Annotated in this window: 9 protein-coding genes; 4 read left to right on the top strand and 5 right to left on the bottom strand. The window is 57.1% G+C overall.

What is annotated here, in order from left to right; translation table 11 throughout:
* Nucleotides 1-20 precede the first annotated feature (20 nt).
* Nucleotides 21-1,331, top strand: a complete 1,311-nt coding sequence (gene fadI / locus ACTG2T_RS21250) for an acetyl-CoA C-acyltransferase FadI (RefSeq protein ID WP_330124331.1) — start codon at nt 21-23, stop codon at nt 1,329-1,331.
* Nucleotides 1,331-3,478, top strand: coding sequence for a fatty acid oxidation complex subunit alpha FadJ (gene fadJ / locus ACTG2T_RS21245; protein ID WP_182963860.1), 2,148 nt, complete (start codon nt 1,331-1,333; stop codon nt 3,476-3,478). The genes fadI and fadJ overlap by 1 nt, the downstream gene beginning before the upstream one ends.
* Before the next feature lie 161 nt (nt 3,479-3,639).
* Here the strand turns inward: fadJ and ACTG2T_RS21240 are convergent, their stop codons facing one another.
* From ACTG2T_RS21240 to ACTG2T_RS21225, 4 genes are all read right to left on the bottom strand, one after another.
* On the bottom strand, nt 3,640-5,160 hold the full coding sequence (locus ACTG2T_RS21240) for a SpoVR family protein (RefSeq protein ID WP_019445117.1): 1,521 nt from the start codon (nt 5,158-5,160) through the stop codon (nt 3,640-3,642).
* A gap of 9 nt (nt 5,161-5,169) precedes the next feature.
* On the bottom strand, nt 5,170-6,441 hold the full coding sequence (locus ACTG2T_RS21235; protein WP_182963796.1) for a YeaH/YhbH family protein: 1,272 nt from the start codon (nt 6,439-6,441) through the stop codon (nt 5,170-5,172).
* A 23-nt stretch (nt 6,442-6,464) separates the two neighbouring features.
* Nucleotides 6,465-8,387: a PrkA family serine protein kinase gene (locus ACTG2T_RS21230; protein ID WP_033113275.1), complete on the bottom strand. Its 1,923-nt coding sequence runs from the start codon at nt 8,385-8,387 to the stop codon at nt 6,465-6,467.
* Between the two features lie 591 nt (nt 8,388-8,978).
* Complete coding sequence (locus ACTG2T_RS21225; protein ID WP_330124330.1) at nt 8,979-10,895, bottom strand: RecQ family ATP-dependent DNA helicase; 1,917 nt, start codon at nt 10,893-10,895, stop codon at nt 8,979-8,981.
* Between the two features lie 355 nt (nt 10,896-11,250).
* On the opposite strand from ACTG2T_RS21225, the gene sstT reads away from it, so the two are divergent.
* Both sstT and ACTG2T_RS21215 read left to right on the top strand, forming a co-directional pair.
* Nucleotides 11,251-12,501: a serine/threonine transporter SstT gene (gene sstT, locus ACTG2T_RS21220; RefSeq protein WP_005351744.1), complete on the top strand. Its 1,251-nt coding sequence runs from the start codon at nt 11,251-11,253 to the stop codon at nt 12,499-12,501.
* Nucleotides 12,502-12,708: 207 nt separating this feature from the next.
* On the top strand, nt 12,709-13,701 hold the full coding sequence (locus ACTG2T_RS21215; RefSeq protein WP_113739491.1) for a hypothetical protein: 993 nt from the start codon (nt 12,709-12,711) through the stop codon (nt 13,699-13,701).
* Between the two features lie 266 nt (nt 13,702-13,967).
* Here ACTG2T_RS21215 and ACTG2T_RS21210 read toward each other — a convergent pair whose 3' ends face one another.
* Nucleotides 13,968-15,266, bottom strand: a complete 1,299-nt coding sequence (locus ACTG2T_RS21210) for a serine/threonine transporter (protein WP_106843342.1) — start codon at nt 15,264-15,266, stop codon at nt 13,968-13,970.
* Between the last annotated feature and the right edge of the window lie 172 nt (nt 15,267-15,438).

Here is a 15,438-nt window from a genome sequence, read left to right as displayed (position 1 = left end):
TTTTAAACCAAGGAGCCAGGATGAAACAGCCATTGAAACTGACGACTCGCCAGGGCGAACGGATTGCCGTCGTGGCGGGGCTGCGTACCCCCTTTGCCAAGCAGGCCACCGCCTTTCATGGCGTGCCTGCAGTCGATCTCGGCAAACTGGTGGTGAGCGAGATGCTCGCCCGTACCGATCTCGATCCCAAGCTTATCGACCAGCTGGTGTTTGGTCAGGTGGTTCAGATGCCGGAAGCCCCCAATATTGCCCGCGAGATCGTGCTCGGTACCGGCATGAGCGTCAATACCGATGCCTATAGCGTCTCCCGCGCCTGCGCCACCAGCTTTCAGGCGGTGGCCAACGTCACCGAATCCATCATGGCCGGTACGGTAGACATCGCCATCGCCGGCGGCGCTGACTCCTCCTCCGTACTGCCTATCGGAGTGAGCAAGAAGCTGGCCCGCGCCCTGGTGGATCTCAACAAGGCGCGTAATCTGCAGCAGCGCTTCAATATTCTGCGGACATTGAGGGTCAAGGACCTGCTGCCGGTGCCGCCTGCCGTGGCGGAATATTCGACCGGCCTCTCCATGGGGCAGACCGCTGAGCAGATGGCCAAGAGCCACCAGATCAGCCGCGAGGCGCAAGATGCGCTGGCTCATCGCTCCCACACCCTGGCCGCGCAGGCTTGGGCCGATGGCAAGCTCAGCGGTGAGGTGTTTACCGCTCATGTACCGCCTTACAAGTCGCCGCTCGAGCGGGACAACAATATCCGTGAAAGCTCGGATCTCGCGAGCTACGCCAAGCTCAAGCCGGTGTTTGACCGAGTCCATGGCACAGTCACTGCAGCCAACGCCACCCCGCTGACCGATGGTGCCGCTGCCGTGCTGTTGATGCGCGAAGGTCGGGCGAAAGAGCTGGGCCTCGAACCGCTTGGCTATATCCGCAGCTTCGCCTTCTCGGCCATCGATGTGTGGCAAGACATGCTGATGGGGCCCTCCTACGCTACGCCGCTGGCGCTGGACAGAGCCGGTATCACGCTCAGCGATCTGACCCTGATCGACATGCACGAAGCCTTTGCCGCCCAGACGCTGGCCAACCTCAAGATGTTCTCAAGCCACGAGTTTGCCCGTGACAAGCTGGGCCGCGATCAGGCCATCGGCGAGGTGGACATGGAGAAGTTCAACGTCCTCGGCGGTTCGCTGGCCTATGGCCACCCCTTTGCCGCGACCGGTGCGCGGATGATCACCCAGACCCTGCACGAGCTGCGTCGTCGCGGCGGGGGACTGGGGCTCAACACCGCCTGTGCGGCGGGTGGATTGGGCGTGGCTATGGTGTTGGAGGTTGAATGATGAGCGCTAAGACTTTTTCGCTGGATGTTCGCAAAGATGGCATCGGCATCCTCACCATGGATGTGCCGGGCGAGAGCATGAATACCCTGAAGGCCGCCTTTGTGGAGGAGATCCGCACCGTGCTGGCCGAAGTGAAACGCAACAAGGATTTGATCGGTCTGGTGATCACTTCCGGCAAGAAGGACTCCTTCATCGCCGGCGCTGACATTACCATGCTGGCCGCCTGCACCAGTGCCAAGGATGCCGAGACCCTGTCACGAGAAGGGCAGGAGATCTTTGCCGAGATCGAGGGGCTGACCATTCCGGTGATCGCCGCCATTCACGGCCCCTGCCTCGGAGGCGGGTTGGAGCTGGCGCTGGCCTGTCATGGTCGGGTGGTGACCGATCATGGCAAATCTGTGCTGGGATTGCCGGAAGTGCAGCTTGGCCTGCTGCCGGGCTCTGGCGGTACCCAGCGTCTGCCGCGCCTTATCGGGGTGGCCAAGGCGCTGGATCTGATGCTGACCGGCAAGCAGGTGCGGGCCAAACAAGCCAAGAAATTGGGGCTGGTGGACGATGTGGTGCCGCCGTCCATTTTGCTGGATGCCGCCATCAAGCTGGCCAAGAAGGGCAAACCGCGCCATCAGTTGAAACGGGATCTGCAGGGCAAGGTGCTGGAGACCAACAAGCTGGGTCGCAAGGTGCTGTTCGATCAAGCCAGCAAGGGGGTGAAAGCCAAGACCCGTGGCAACTACCCGGCGCCGGAGCGGATCCTCGAGGTGGTGCGCATAGGCGTGGAGGAGGGGATGAAAGCCGGTCTGGCCGCTGAATGCCGCCACTTTGGCGAGCTGGTGATGACAGCCGAGTCTGCGGCCCTGCGTTCCATCTTCTTTGCCACCACCGAGATGAAGAAAGAGGTCACCTATCAGGGGGCCGAGCCGCGCAAGGTGGCCCATGCCGCCGTGCTGGGCGGTGGTCTGATGGGGGGCGGCATTGCGTTCGTCACAGCTACCAAGGCGGGCGTGCCGGTGCGGATCAAGGATGTGGCAAGTAGTGGCATCGGCAATGCCATGCGCTACAGCTATGACATTCTGGCCAAGAAGCTCAAGCGTCGTCACATTCTGCGCAGCGAGCTGGAAAAGCAGATGAGCCTGTTGACCGGCACCCTCGATTACTCCGGTTTCCACCGGGTCGACATGGTGGTGGAGGCGGTGTTTGAAGATCTCGCGCTCAAACACCAGATGGTGAAAGACGTAGAGCGTGAGTGCGGTGAGCACACAGTGTTTGCCTCCAATACCTCCTCTCTGCCCATCAACCAGATTGCGGCAGAGGCGGCGCACCCAGAGCGAGTCGTGGGGCTGCACTACTTCAGCCCGGTGGACAAGATGCCACTGGCGGAGATCATCCCCCACGCTGGCACCAGTGCCGAGACGGTCGCCACCACCCTGGCTTTTGCCCGTGCTCAGGGTAAAACGCCTATTGTGGTGAAGGACGAAGCCGGTTTCTACGTCAACCGCATCCTGGCGCCCTACATGAATGAAGCGGCGCGACTGGTGCTGGAAGGGGAGCCGGTAGAGGTGCTGGATAGCGCGCTGCTGGACTTTGGCTTCCCGGTTGGCCCCATCACCTTGCTCGATGAGGTCGGTATCGATGTGGGCGCCAAGATCTCCCCAATCCTCGAGAAAGAGCTGGGCGGCGAGCAGTTCCAGGCGCCCAAGGCGTTCGACAAGCTGCTGCAAAACGATCGCAAGGGACGGAAGAATGGCAAGGGCTTCTACCTCTATGGCAAGGCGGCACCGCGTAACAAGCTGACCGGCAAAGAGGGCAAGAAGACGGTGGACGAGAGCGTCTATGGCGTGCTCGGTATCAAGCCGTCTGCCAAGCTGGCTCGTCAGGAAATCGCCGAGCGCTGCGTGTTGCTGATGCTCAACGAAGCGGCCATGGCGTTGGATAGCGGTGTGGTGGCGTCGGCCCGTGATGGCGATATCGGCGCCATCTTCGGCATTGGTTTCCCGCCTTTCCTTGGCGGCCCGTTCCGTTATATGGACACGCTCGGGATCGATCATCTGGTTGGCCGTCTGGAGTATTACCAGAAGCGCCACGGCGACCGGTTCGCCCCCTGTGCCCGTCTCAAGGCGATGGCCGCAGAGCAGCAGACCTTCTACTGATAACTGCTGCTGATCGAACGCAAGGCAAAGAGGCCCGCAGACCATGCGGGCCTCTTTCTATGTTGTGATTTGTTCAGGTTGTGCTGCGATGATGCAGGCAGAGGCAAACGCTGATAAAAAACGGCCCACTGAAGTGGGCCGTCGAGATATCACGTCACGGATCAGATCCCCGGTTTGCGCTCCGGGCAACGACCTATGATATCGGGTGGCAGCTCGCCGTTATCCTGCTCCAGCACCACGTCGAATCCCCACAGTTGATGGAGGTGTTTGAGCACCTCATGGCGAGAGTCGCCAAGGGGGATGCGGTTGTGGGGCACATAGCGCAGGGTAAGGGAGCGATCCCCCTTCACGGCGACGTTGTACACCTGAATGTTGGGCTCCAGATTGCTGAGGTTGTACTGGGCCGACAGAGTATTGCGCACTTGACGATAGCCTTCGTCATTGTGAATGGCGGAGACCTTCAGATAGTTCTTCAGATCATCGTCATCAATAGCGAACAGCTTCATGTCGCGCATCACCTTGGGACTCAGGAACTGGCTGATAAAGCTCTCGTCCTTGAAGTTCTGCATGGCAAAGTGGAGGGTTTCGACCCAGTTGCTGCCGGCATAGTCGGGGAACCAGTATCTATCCTCCTCGGTCGGGTTCTCGCAGATGCGGCGCAGGTCGGTAAACATGGCAAACCCCAGCGCATAGGGGTTGATCCCCGAGTAGTAGCGACTGTTGTAAGCCGGTTGATAGACCACATTGGTGTGGCTGTGCAGCACCTCCATCATGAAGCGATCGCTCAGCTTGCCCTCGTCATAGAGGTGATTGAGGATGGTGTAGTGCCAGAAGGTGGCCCACCCCTCGTTCATCACCTGGGTCTGCTTTTGCGGATAGAAATACTGGCTGATCTTGCGCACGATGCGCACCACTTCCCGCTGCCAGGGCTCCAGCAAGGGGGCATTCTTCTCGATGAAGTAGAGAATGTTCTCTTGGGGCTCGGCGGGGTAGCGCCTGTCCTCTACCCCCGCGGCTTTATGCTGCTTGGGTAGGGTACGCCACAGCTCGTTGACCTGAGTCTGCAGATAATCTTCCCGTGCCTTCTGACGCCGTTTCTCCTCGGCCATCGAGATCTTCTGGGGACGCTTGTAGCGATCGACCCCGAAGTTCATCAGGGCATGGCAGGAGTCGAGCAACTGCTCCACCGCCTCGATACCGTGCTTCTCTTCGCACTGGGTGATGTAGTTCTTGGCGAACAGCAGGTAGTCGATGATGGAGGAGGCATCGGTCCAGGCCTTGAACAGGTAGTTGTTCTTGAAGAAGGAGTTGTGACCGTAGCAGGCGTGGGCCATCACCAGTGCCTGCATCGGCATGGTGTTCTCCTCCATCAGGTAGGCGATGCAGGGATCGGAATTGATGACGATCTCGTAGGCCAGCCCCATCTGGCCGCGCTTGTAGTTGCGCTCGGTATGGATAAAGCGCTTGCCGAACGACCAGTGCTGATAGCCGATAGGCATGCCGACGCTGGAGTAGGCATCCATCATCTGCTCGGCGGTGATCACCTCGATCTGGTTGGGGTAGGTGTCCAGTTTGTAGAAACGGGCGACCCGGGCGATCTCCTGGTGATAGGTCTCCAGCAGATCGAAGTTCCAGTCTGGTCCGTCATCCAGTGGCGCTACACGTTTTTCTGTTTCGATCATGTGACCTCCTCACGCCGCTTGTTTCTTGAACAGCTCGCGGAACACCGGATAGATATCCTCGACCTTGCGAATGTGCTCCATCGCAAAGTGGGGGAACTGGCTGGCTACCGACTCATATTCGTGCCATAGGGTCTGGTGGGCACGGGTAGTGATCTCGATGTAGGAGTAGTACCGCACCCTTGGCATGATGTCCCGCACCAGGATCTCCCGGCATTGCGGCGAGTCATCAGCCCAGTTGTCACCATCCGACGCCTGCGCCGCATAGATGTTCCACTGGTTGGCGGGGTAACGCTCGTTGATGATGTCATTCATCATCTTGAGGGCGCTGGAGACAATAGTGCCGCCGGTCTCCTGGGAGTAGAAGAACTCGTGTTCGTCCACCTCCTTGGCCTGGGTGTGGTGGCGGATATAGACCACCTCGACGTTCTTGTAAGTCCGGCTCAGGAACAGATAGAGCAGGATATAGAAACGCTTGGCCATCTCCTTGGTGGCCTGATCCATGGAGCCCGAGACATCCATCAGACAGAACATCACCGCCTGACTGGAAGGGACGGGCCGTTTGACGAAGTTGTTGAACTTGAGATCGAAGGTGTCAATAAACGGTACCGCATCGATCCGTCGTTTCAGCTCCCTGATCTCCTTCTCGAGCAGGGCTATTTCGGCAAAGTGTTCGTTGGGATCGGTGGCCAGCAGGGCCAGCCGATCTTCCAGTTCATGCAATTGGCGTTTCTTGCCTGCTTGCAGCGCCATGCGACGTGCCAGCGAATTTTGCAGGGAACGCACCACGTTGATGTTGGCGGGCACCCCGTTGGAGGTGTAGCCCGCCCGATAGGTTTTCACCTCCATCAGCTGATTGAGCTGGGTTTTCTGCAACCTGGGCAGCTCCAGATCTTCAAACAACAGATCGAGATACTCATCCTTGGAGATCTGGAACACAAAATCATCGGCCCCTTCCCCCTGATTGGATGCCTGTCCCTCGCCGGAACCCTGTCCGCCGCCCCCTCCTTTGGGACGGTCAATCTTGTCGCCGGAGACGAACTGATCATTGCCGGGATGCACCATCTCCCGTTTACCGCCGTGCCCCTGATGAAAATGGGGCTCGCCGATATCCTTGGTCGGGATGCTGATGCTCTCGCCCTTGTCTACGTCCTGAATGCTGCGCTTGGAGACAGCATCCGAGACCGCTTGTTTTATCTGCTTCTTGTAGCGGCGGATGAAGCGCTGCCGATTGACAGCGCTTTTGTTTTTGCCGTTGAGCCTGCGGTCGATAAAATGCGCCATAACTCCCCCTTGAACAGTCAGGGTCAGGATGACTTGCGTACCCTGAGATACCATTCGGAGAGCAGTCGCACCTGTTTGCGGGTGTAGCCTTTCTCCATCATCCGTTCGACAAAGTTATCGTGCTTCTTCTGCTCCTCGGCCGAGGTTTTGCTGTTGAAGGAGATAACCGGCAGCAGCTCTTCCGTGTTGGAGAACATCTTCTTCTCGATCACGGTGCGCAGCTTCTCGTAACTGGTCCAGTTGGGGTTACGGCCTGCATTGTTGGCCCGGGCACGCAGCACGAAGTTGACGATTTCGTTGCGGAAATCCTTCGGGTTGCTGATCCCGGCGGGTTTTTCAATTTTCTCCAGCTCGCTGTTGAGAGACGCTCTGTCAAACAGCTGGCCGGTTTCGGGGTCACGGTACTCCTGATCCTGGATCCAGAAGTCGGCGTAGGTGACGTAGCGATCGAAGATGTTCTGACCGTACTCGGAGTAGGACTCGAGATAGGCGGTCTGGATCTCCTTGCCGATGAACTCCACATAGCGCGGGGTCAGATAGCCCTTGATGAACTCAAGGTAGCGATCGTGCAGCTCTTGCGGGAACTGCTCGCGCTCGATCTGCTGCTCCAGCACATAGAAGAGATGCACCGGGTTGGCGGCCACTTCCGCGTGGTCGAAGTTGAAGACGCGGGAGAGGATCTTGAACGCAAAGCGAGTAGAGAGACCATTCATCCCCTCGTCCACACCGGCGTAGTCGCGATACTCCTGATAGCTCTTCGCCTTGGGATCGGTGTCTTTGAGGCTCTCGCCATCATAGACCCGCATCTTGGAGTAGATGCTGGAGTTTTCCGGCTCTTTCAGCCGTGACAACACAGAGAACTGGCCCAGCAGCTCGAGCGTGCCCGGAGCGCATTTGGCCTCGGTCAATTCGCTGTTGACCAACAGTTTTTCGTAGATCTTCACCTCTTCCGAGACGCGCAGGCAGTAAGGGACCTTGACGATATAAACCCGGTCGAGGAAGGCCTCGTTGTTCTTGTTGTTGCGGAACTGCTGCCACTCGGATTCGTTGGAGTGGGCCAGCAGAATGCCGTCAAAGGGGAGGGCGGAGAGCCCCTCGGTGCCGTTGTAGTTACCCTCCTGGGTTGCTGTCAGCAGCGGGTGCAGCACCTTGATGGGCGCCTTGAACATCTCCACAAACTCCATAACCCCCTGGTTCGCTTTACACAGCGCGCCTGAGTAGGAGTAAGCATCGGCGTCATCCTGGGCGAAGTGCTCCAGCATGCGGATATCGACCTTGCCGACCAGTGAGGAGATATCCTGGTTGTTGTCATCACCCGGTTCCGTTTTGGCGATGGCAATCTGATCGAGAATGGAAGGATTGACTTTCTCCACCTTGAACTTGGTGATGTCGCCGCCAAACTCGTGCAGGCGTTTGGCCACCCAGGGGGACATGATGGGACGCAGGTAACGGCGCGGGATGCCGTACTCTTTCTCCAGGATCTCCCCATCCTCTTCGATATCGAACAGGCAGAAGGGGTGATCATTGACTGGTGAGCCCTTGATGCGATAGATGGGCACCTTCTGCATCAGGGATTTGAGTTTCTCTGCCAGCGAGGATTTACCGCCGCCAACGGGGCCCAGCAGATAGAGGATCTGTTTCTTCTCCTCCAGCCCTTGGGCGGAGTGTTTGAGGTAGGAGACGATCTGTTCGATAGCCTCTTCCATCCCGTAGAAATCCTTGAAGGCGGGATAGCGTGCCACGACGCGGTTGGAGAAGAGTCGGCTCAGTCTGGGGTTGGCTGAGGTGTCTACCATCTCCGGCTCACCGATGGCGGTCAGCAGACGTTCGGCTGCGGAGGCGTAGCAGGCTTTATCCTGCTTACACATATCCAGGAACTCCTGGATGGTATATTCCTCTTCTCTCGCTTTTTCATATCGCTGTTGGTAATGCTCGAATATGCCCATAACTTTGCCCTCGTTATAGTCGCTTACCCTGAAAAAAGTGGATGACTGCTTTTGTGTTGTGCGCTTTTAAAGCCTAGTCAACAGACTCCAGTAATCCATCACGGTTGATAGGTTAAATTCTGAAGAAACCTGCCCGATCCTTGTGCGGGGAGGGTCAGTCAACAACACCGCTATGTTACTGACTGTTAAATTATTTTTGCCACGATAGTGAGGTAAATGTCAAAGACATAAAAAATAAATGTTTATGGGAAAGAGGGAACTTATTGCGAAAAGATTAAGGGGTTTGACGAAAGGCAATGGGGCTGCGGGTTGGCGGGGTTATGGATGAGAATGTAATTACGTGAACGTCAACGTAAATCACTTTTTTTGGAGTTTTGGCTCTAATTTTTACATTGACGCTACAATTTGAGTGCCCTAGATTGGCGAGGTGTGAGCAGCAAGATGCTTTAGCAAGAGAGTTGACTGTTGCCTCACCAAGCTCTGTTTAAGCACGTTTCCGTTGGCTTGACCCTCGCAACCGCGAGGGTCTTCTTTTTCTGTGTCTATAAATGCTTGTTTCTGCTGGTGGCTATTGAAGCCGCCAGCACTCACCTAGCAAGGGTAGGCTTGTTGCACTGCCGCCAGGACGCTGGCAAACGGGTGCGCGGCCAACTGGCCTGCGCCCGCCAGCGATTTGGCCTTGATCCGGCTGGTCAGCGGAGTGGCGATACCGCACAGGAAACGGGCCAGAACACGAGCATCCACGGAACCTGTCTTGGCAATCAGCGGATCGCACCAGGCGCGGATCCCCGTCTCGTTTGGCATGGTCAGCGAGGGCAGGGGCGGGAGATGCGCCACCTCGCCGCGACAAACCGAACAGTGGCCACAATGAACCGGCGCCACCTCATCGGCAAAATAGCGGGCGAGGCGGTGGCTCAGGCACTCACTTGAGGTGAAAAAGTTGAGCATGGCTTGCAGTCTTGCCAGCTCGCTCTGCTCTTTTTGCAGGAACAGTGCGTGCAGGGCTTTTGCTTCCTGCTCGTTGTCCCACCCCTGACGGTTGATCCGGTAGACCTCGGTCATCTGTTTGCTTTCGAGTTCGATCCAGCCTTGCTGCTGCAGGTAGTCGAGCGCCGCAACGGCCCGCTGCCGCTCCCCCTGATAGCCCTGCCAGAGGGCGTCAAAGTCCATGGTGCACCAGCTGCGCGCTTGTGGAGCGCAGGCGAACAGCTGCTCCAGAAACTGGCGGCGATCCGGATTGAAACGGCTCACTATCTCGCCTTTATCCAGCACAAATTTGAAGCGGTAGTCGGCGTAGTAGCTATAGGCCGGGGTGATGATGCCTGCCATCTCCAGATAGACCAGCAGGGTTTTAAGGGGCAACTGGCGGATATTGGTGTCGTTGGAGAGGCGCAGCAGGGTGAATTCCCACTCGTTCCCGCTCTGCTTGATGATGGCAAGGAGCTGGAGGATGGCACTCAAATCCGGCGTATCGCCGTAGACGAAGTTCTCCAGCACCGGCAGCTGGCTCTGGTTGGCCAGCACAATACAGCGCGATGGCTGGCCATCCCGTCCGGCGCGGCCAATTTCCTGACTGTAGTTCTCGATGGATTTGGGCAGATCGTAGTGAATGACCCGCCGGATATCCGCTTTGTCGATCCCCATGCCAAAGGCGATGGTGGCGACGATGCAGTCCACCTTGCCCGCCATGAAGTCGTGCTGGATCTGGCTGCGCAGCGCCGAGTCGAGTCCGGCATGATAGGCGCGGGCGTTGATCCCTTCTCTAATGAGTTGCTCGGCACAGGCTTCTGCGGTGTGTTGCAAGGTGACGTAGACGATGGTGGGGGCCGCCGGATCGTTGGCCAGCTCCTGCGTGAGCCAGCTATCCCGCGCGTCGGGCGACAGTGGAATGACCGCCAGATCAAGATTGGGGCGATAGAAACCGGTGACCACGACCCCCTCCGGCGCGATGCCGAATTTGGTCTGCATATCCTGAATCACCGCCGGTGTGGCGGTGGCCGTCAGCAGCAACACCTGCGGGATCTTCAGGTCATGGCGATAGCTCGGCAGCTTGAGGTAGTCGGGGCGAAAGTTGTGGCCCCACTCAGAAATACAGTGGGCTTCGTCAACCACCAGCAGCGAGAGCGGCACTTGCTGGATAAAGCGGCGAAAGCGCTCGTTCTTGAGTCGCTCCACCGAGATCATCAGGATCTTGAGCTGGCCATCCAGTGCCTGTTGCATCACTCGTCGGCTCTCCTCCGGGCTCTGGCTTGAGTCGAGGGTTGCGGCGCTTATTCCCTTGCTTTTAAGGAAGGCGAGCTGATCGTGCATCAGCGCCAGCAGCGGCGAGATAACAAGGGTCAGGTGAGGCAGGACGAGGGCCGGCAGTTGATAACAGAGGGACTTGCCGGAGCCGGTGGGAAAGATGGCGGCGGCACTCTGACCTGCCAGTACCCGGCTGATCACCGCTTCCTGACCTGGCCTGAGTGCGGAGAAACCAAAATATTGGTTGAGCAGGGATGGGATCATGGCAAGGCTCCGCGGCAAATGGGGGATGATAGCACAGCGATGCCGGTCACGGGTGACACAGGAATGGTCGTGAGGGTGAGGGCAGAGAGTGTCGATAAAACGTACAAAAATGGGTGGTTGCGCTGTAGTTAAGGTTTTGTTGCGGTTTTTTGTGATGGAAACGGGATATTTTTTGGTGAGTCTCTGGAAAAAAAAGATGGCGAATGGGATATTCCGTCATGCAATCCGGTGACTGGCGGATCGGCCCGACAGAAGGCTGGCCACAGACACCACATTCGGGCGACAGGGGTCTCCCGATGAGTGGTTGCAGACAGGACTCATGATTCATGCACTACGGTGCTTAGGGACTTTTTTGATGACACAACAACACCCCCTCCTTCGGCTGGTCAATAGCACCAGCCTGGTCAGCCAGATCCTGGTTGGTCTGGTATTCGGTATCTTGCTGGCACTGTTTGCGCCCGAGTGGGCGAAAACGGCAGGTCTGCTTGGCAGTCTGTTCGTTGGTGCACTGAAAGCGGTAGCTCCGCTGCTGGTATTCGTACTGGTGATGGCGGCCATCATTGGTCACAAACAGGGTCAGAAGACCAATATTCGCCCGCTGCTGGCGCTCTACCTGTTTGGTACCTTCTCTGCGGCCGTGGTCGCGGTGATTGCCAGCTTCCTGTTCCCCTCCAACCTCCATCTGGTGGCCAATACTGCCGAGATCACCCCGCCCGGCGGGATCACCGAGGTACTGCAGACCCTGCTGTTCAACGTGGTGACCAACCCGGTCAAGGCGTTGATGGATGCCAACTATATCGGGATCCTTGCGTGGGCCATCGGTCTGGGTATCGCTATGCGCCATGCCAACGAGAGCACCAAGGCGCTCATCACTGACCTGTCTCACGGTGTCTCCGCCATCGTGAAAGCGGTGATCCGCTGTGCTCCGCTCGGGATCCTGGGTCTGGTTGCCTCCACTCTGGCAGAGACCGGCTTCGATGCCCTGTTTGGCTATGCTCAACTGCTGGTGGTGCTGATCGGCTGCATGCTGTTTATCGCCTTTGTGGTCAACCCATTGATCGTCTTCTGGAAGATCAAGCGCAACCCCTATCCGCTGGTGCTGACCTGCCTCAAAGAGAGCGGCGTGACCGCCTTCTTTACCCGCAGCTCTGCCGCCAACATTCCGGTCAACATGGCGCTGTGTGAAAAACTGCGCCTGCCCAAAGATACCTACGCGGTCTCCATCCCGCTGGGTGCCACCATCAATATGGCGGGTGCCGCTATCACCATCACTGTGCTCGCCATGGCGGCGGTACATACCCTGGGGATGGAAGTGGACATGGCAACGGCCATTCTGCTCTCCGTGGTCGCCACCATCAGTGCCTGTGGCGCTTCCGGTGTGGCGGGCGGCTCCTTGCTGCTGATCCCGCTGGCCTGTAGCCTGTTTGGCATCAGCAATGACATCGCCATGCAGGTGGTAGCAGTCGGCTTTATCATCGGCGTGCTGCAGGATTCTGCCGAGACGGCGCTGAACAGCTCCACCGACGTGCTGTTCACCGCCGCTGCTTGCATGGCCGAAGATGAAACCCTGCTGGAACCTTCCGCGCTGCCCAGCAGCGAGGCGTGAGCCGGTAGCTCGATTTTTCGATTCAGCCCCTCTCTGTGAGGGGCTTTTTATATCAGCGGGCCTAAATGTGTTGAGGAGAGGAGTGCGCAAGAAAACATTCATTTTGATGAAATGTTTGGTTACAAATAGCCGACAGACAGTGCGGGTGCTGCCCCGTTAAAATAGCTGCGGAATAATAAGGTTCAGGCTAAAAAACGAGATTAAATAATGAAAAAAACTACGCTTTCGTGGGCAATTATTGGTGCATTAGGTTTGGTTGGTTGCGGTGGTGGTGGCGGAGATAGTGGTGGTGGTGGTACCACGCCACCGGAGCCGCAACCGAGGGCGCTGCCGGTGGCTGGCGTCTATCTCCCCGTCCTGATGGACGCTCAGGGGCAGTTAATCAACCGTCCGGTCAACGACAGTTATCGTGCGGTCAGTCTTGTCTATCCGGCGTCCACAGAGGGCACGGGTTGGGCGATGAACATTGCTGAGAAAAGAAGTGCCACAGTCAGCACTTATACCTTCCCTCAAGGCTTCTCTTCTCTGAATAAAGGTGAGGGTTACCCACTGACGTTGTCGTTGCTGGTGAACAAAAGCCAACCCAGTACCTTCGACTCGGCTGAGCAAAAGTCCAATACCAATGTCGATGGGTTGGTCAAGGTGGCGTCTGTGCCAGATACGGCGGGAAGCAGCCAGTCACTCTGGGTACTCGATTATCGACCCGTCAAAGCCAAAATCGATTCTGCACTCACTATTCAGAATTGGGGCGGCCAAGTGGCATTGCAGCCGATGGTCACTGCGCCTATCAACGCGGACTCCTGGTACAACCTTGGGGAGAGTGCACTGTTTCAAGATTTCAAAACCGAGCGCAGCAACAATGGTTTGGGGATCAAGCTGACCATCCTGTTTAAAGAAGGGTGTTCTGTAAGCGGTGAGACAGAGGCCAACACTCAAGGTTTGAACAAGCTGACGTTGACTGGTTGGAACAATCGGTCATGCAGTTTCAATACCTTGACAGGGCCTGCTGATATCAAAGAGGGAAAAATTTATGAGGGGCTCTGGGAAAAAAGGATGCGCGAATTTGCCGATCGCAACGCCAGTGTCACTGCATATCTGACCATGAAACCGGGTAGCAATGGTCAGAAAGACACTCTGGTGCTCGGTATTCCCGAAATCAACGGGATCACGCCGTTCCTGTTGGAAGCGCAACCACTCTAATCAGCCAGAGATAGTGCGTGTTTATCAAGAGATGCCAGTCGCTTACCCGACTGGCATTTTTGTTGGTCGAGGTTCGGTGCGAAGCCCTGAAACATCATGATGTGGTTGCCGGATAAGGGTTGTTTCCTTGGTTGTTGTGTGAGTTCAGGTGCTGTGGCTGCAATAACTGCGTGATGAGTGGCAAGACTATTCAGGACGGGACAACGCAATAAAAAAAGCCAGCCGAGTGTTCGGCTGGCTTTTTGCTATCAGCGGCAGGTAGGGGATTAACCGACCAGCTGATAGAGGATGGCGGAGATGGCGATCATGCCCATGGTTGCAACGAAGACGTTGCTGATATGGCCCTGATATTTCGCCATAGCCGGTACGCGCTTGATGGCGTACATCGGCATGATGAACAGGATGGTAGCGATGATCGGGCCGCCCAAGGATTCAATCATGCCCAGGATGGAAGGGTTGGCAATGGCAGTGCCCCACAGGGTCAGGATGAAGAAGGCGATAATGAACATCTCGACTTTCTTGGCGTTCGGCTCTTTGCCAGACTTGCGCATGTTCTGCACGATCATCCCTTTCAGACCTTCACGGGCACCCAGATAGTGGCCGAAGAAGGAGGATACGATGGCTACGAACGCAACCAACGGACCGAAGTAGGAGATGATGGGGCTGGCATGCTGGTTCGCCAGATAGGAGAGCACGGCGATGTTCTGGGCCTTGGCTTCTGCCAGCTGGGCCGGTGTCAGGCTCATGACGCAGGAGAAGACGAAGAACATCACGAAGCCCAGCAGCACCATGGCGGTACGCTTGAGGATGGCATCGGCTTTCTCGACAGCCTGATCGCCGTGGTCGCGGCGCTGGGCCAGGGAGAAGCTGGAGATGGCCGGGCTGTGGTTGAAGGAGAAGACCAGTACCGGGATGGTCAGCCACAGGGTGGTGGCGAAATCTTTGGCAGAGGGCACTTGCTCCAGCGCGGCGCCGGTCCAGTCCGGAATGAGGTACAAAGAGATACCGGCCAGAATGGCGATCAGCGGATAAACCAGCAGCTCGGTCACTTTCAGCATCAGCTTTTCACCGGCCAGCATCACCGACATCATGCCCATGATCAGCACGATGGAGAGGATCCAGCGCGGCGGGGCACTCATCTGCAGCTGGTTGACCATGAAGCTTTCGACGGTGTTGGTGATGCCTACGCCGTAGATCAGCACGATGGGGTAGATGGCGAAGAAGTAGAGCAGGGTGATTAATTTACCGGCCCCCACGCCAAAGTGCTCTTCCACCACTTCGGTGATGTCTGCATTTGGCTTTTTGGAGGAGAGCACGAAGCGGGCCAGACCACGGTGTGCCAGATAGGTCATGGGACCTACCAGCAGCGCCATGACGACCAGCGGCCAGAAACCGCCCATACCCGCGTTGATCGGCAGGAACAGGATCCCCGCGCCAACCGCGGTCCCGAACAGACTGATGACCCAGGTAGAGTCGCGTTTTTCCCAACGAGTGGTTTGAGTAGAGCGGATCCCTTGCTCTGTTGACGCCGCAACTCCCTGCGTGCCAGTGACTGTGTTTGACATCTATCTCACCCCGAATGTGTGGTTCTTATTAAGTCGGCGCAAGGATACGGTTTTTCTAATCAAAAATGTTGATCAAATTCATCTTTACGGCACGAAAAACCGCACTTTCTTATGGAAATGTGATCAAAACAAGAAAAATTCAATTATTGTTTATCAATTGGCACGTTATTTT

It is taken from the genome of Aeromonas sp. 75A (assembly GCF_051919425.1).
GTDB lineage: Bacteria > Pseudomonadota > Gammaproteobacteria > Enterobacterales > Aeromonadaceae > Aeromonas > Aeromonas veronii.
The sequence above is the reverse complement of the archived record's forward strand: the minus strand, read 5'-3'. Positions and strand labels throughout refer to the sequence as shown.

Excerpts from the sequence above, each read along its gene's own strand:
- fadJ (WP_182963860.1), top strand. The coding sequence starts at position 1,331 with ATGAGCGCTAAGACTTTTTCGCTGGATGTTCGCAAAGATGGCATCGGC.
- ACTG2T_RS21215 (WP_113739491.1), top strand. The coding sequence starts at position 12,709 with ATGAAAAAAACTACGCTTTCGTGGGCAATTATTGGTGCATTAGGTTTG.
- ACTG2T_RS21230 (WP_033113275.1), bottom strand. The coding sequence starts at position 8,387 with ATGGGCATATTCGAGCATTACCAACAGCGATATGAAAAAGCGAGAGAA.
- fadI (WP_330124331.1), top strand. The coding sequence starts at position 21 with ATGAAACAGCCATTGAAACTGACGACTCGCCAGGGCGAACGGATTGCC.
- ACTG2T_RS21210 (WP_106843342.1), bottom strand. The coding sequence starts at position 15,266 with ATGTCAAACACAGTCACTGGCACGCAGGGAGTTGCGGCGTCAACAGAG.
- sstT (WP_005351744.1), top strand. The coding sequence starts at position 11,251 with ATGACACAACAACACCCCCTCCTTCGGCTGGTCAATAGCACCAGCCTG.
- ACTG2T_RS21235 (WP_182963796.1), bottom strand. The coding sequence starts at position 6,441 with ATGGCGCATTTTATCGACCGCAGGCTCAACGGCAAAAACAAAAGCGCT.
- ACTG2T_RS21240 (WP_019445117.1), bottom strand. The coding sequence starts at position 5,160 with ATGATCGAAACAGAAAAACGTGTAGCGCCACTGGATGACGGACCAGAC.
- ACTG2T_RS21225 (WP_330124330.1), bottom strand. The coding sequence starts at position 10,895 with ATGATCCCATCCCTGCTCAACCAATATTTTGGTTTCTCCGCACTCAGG.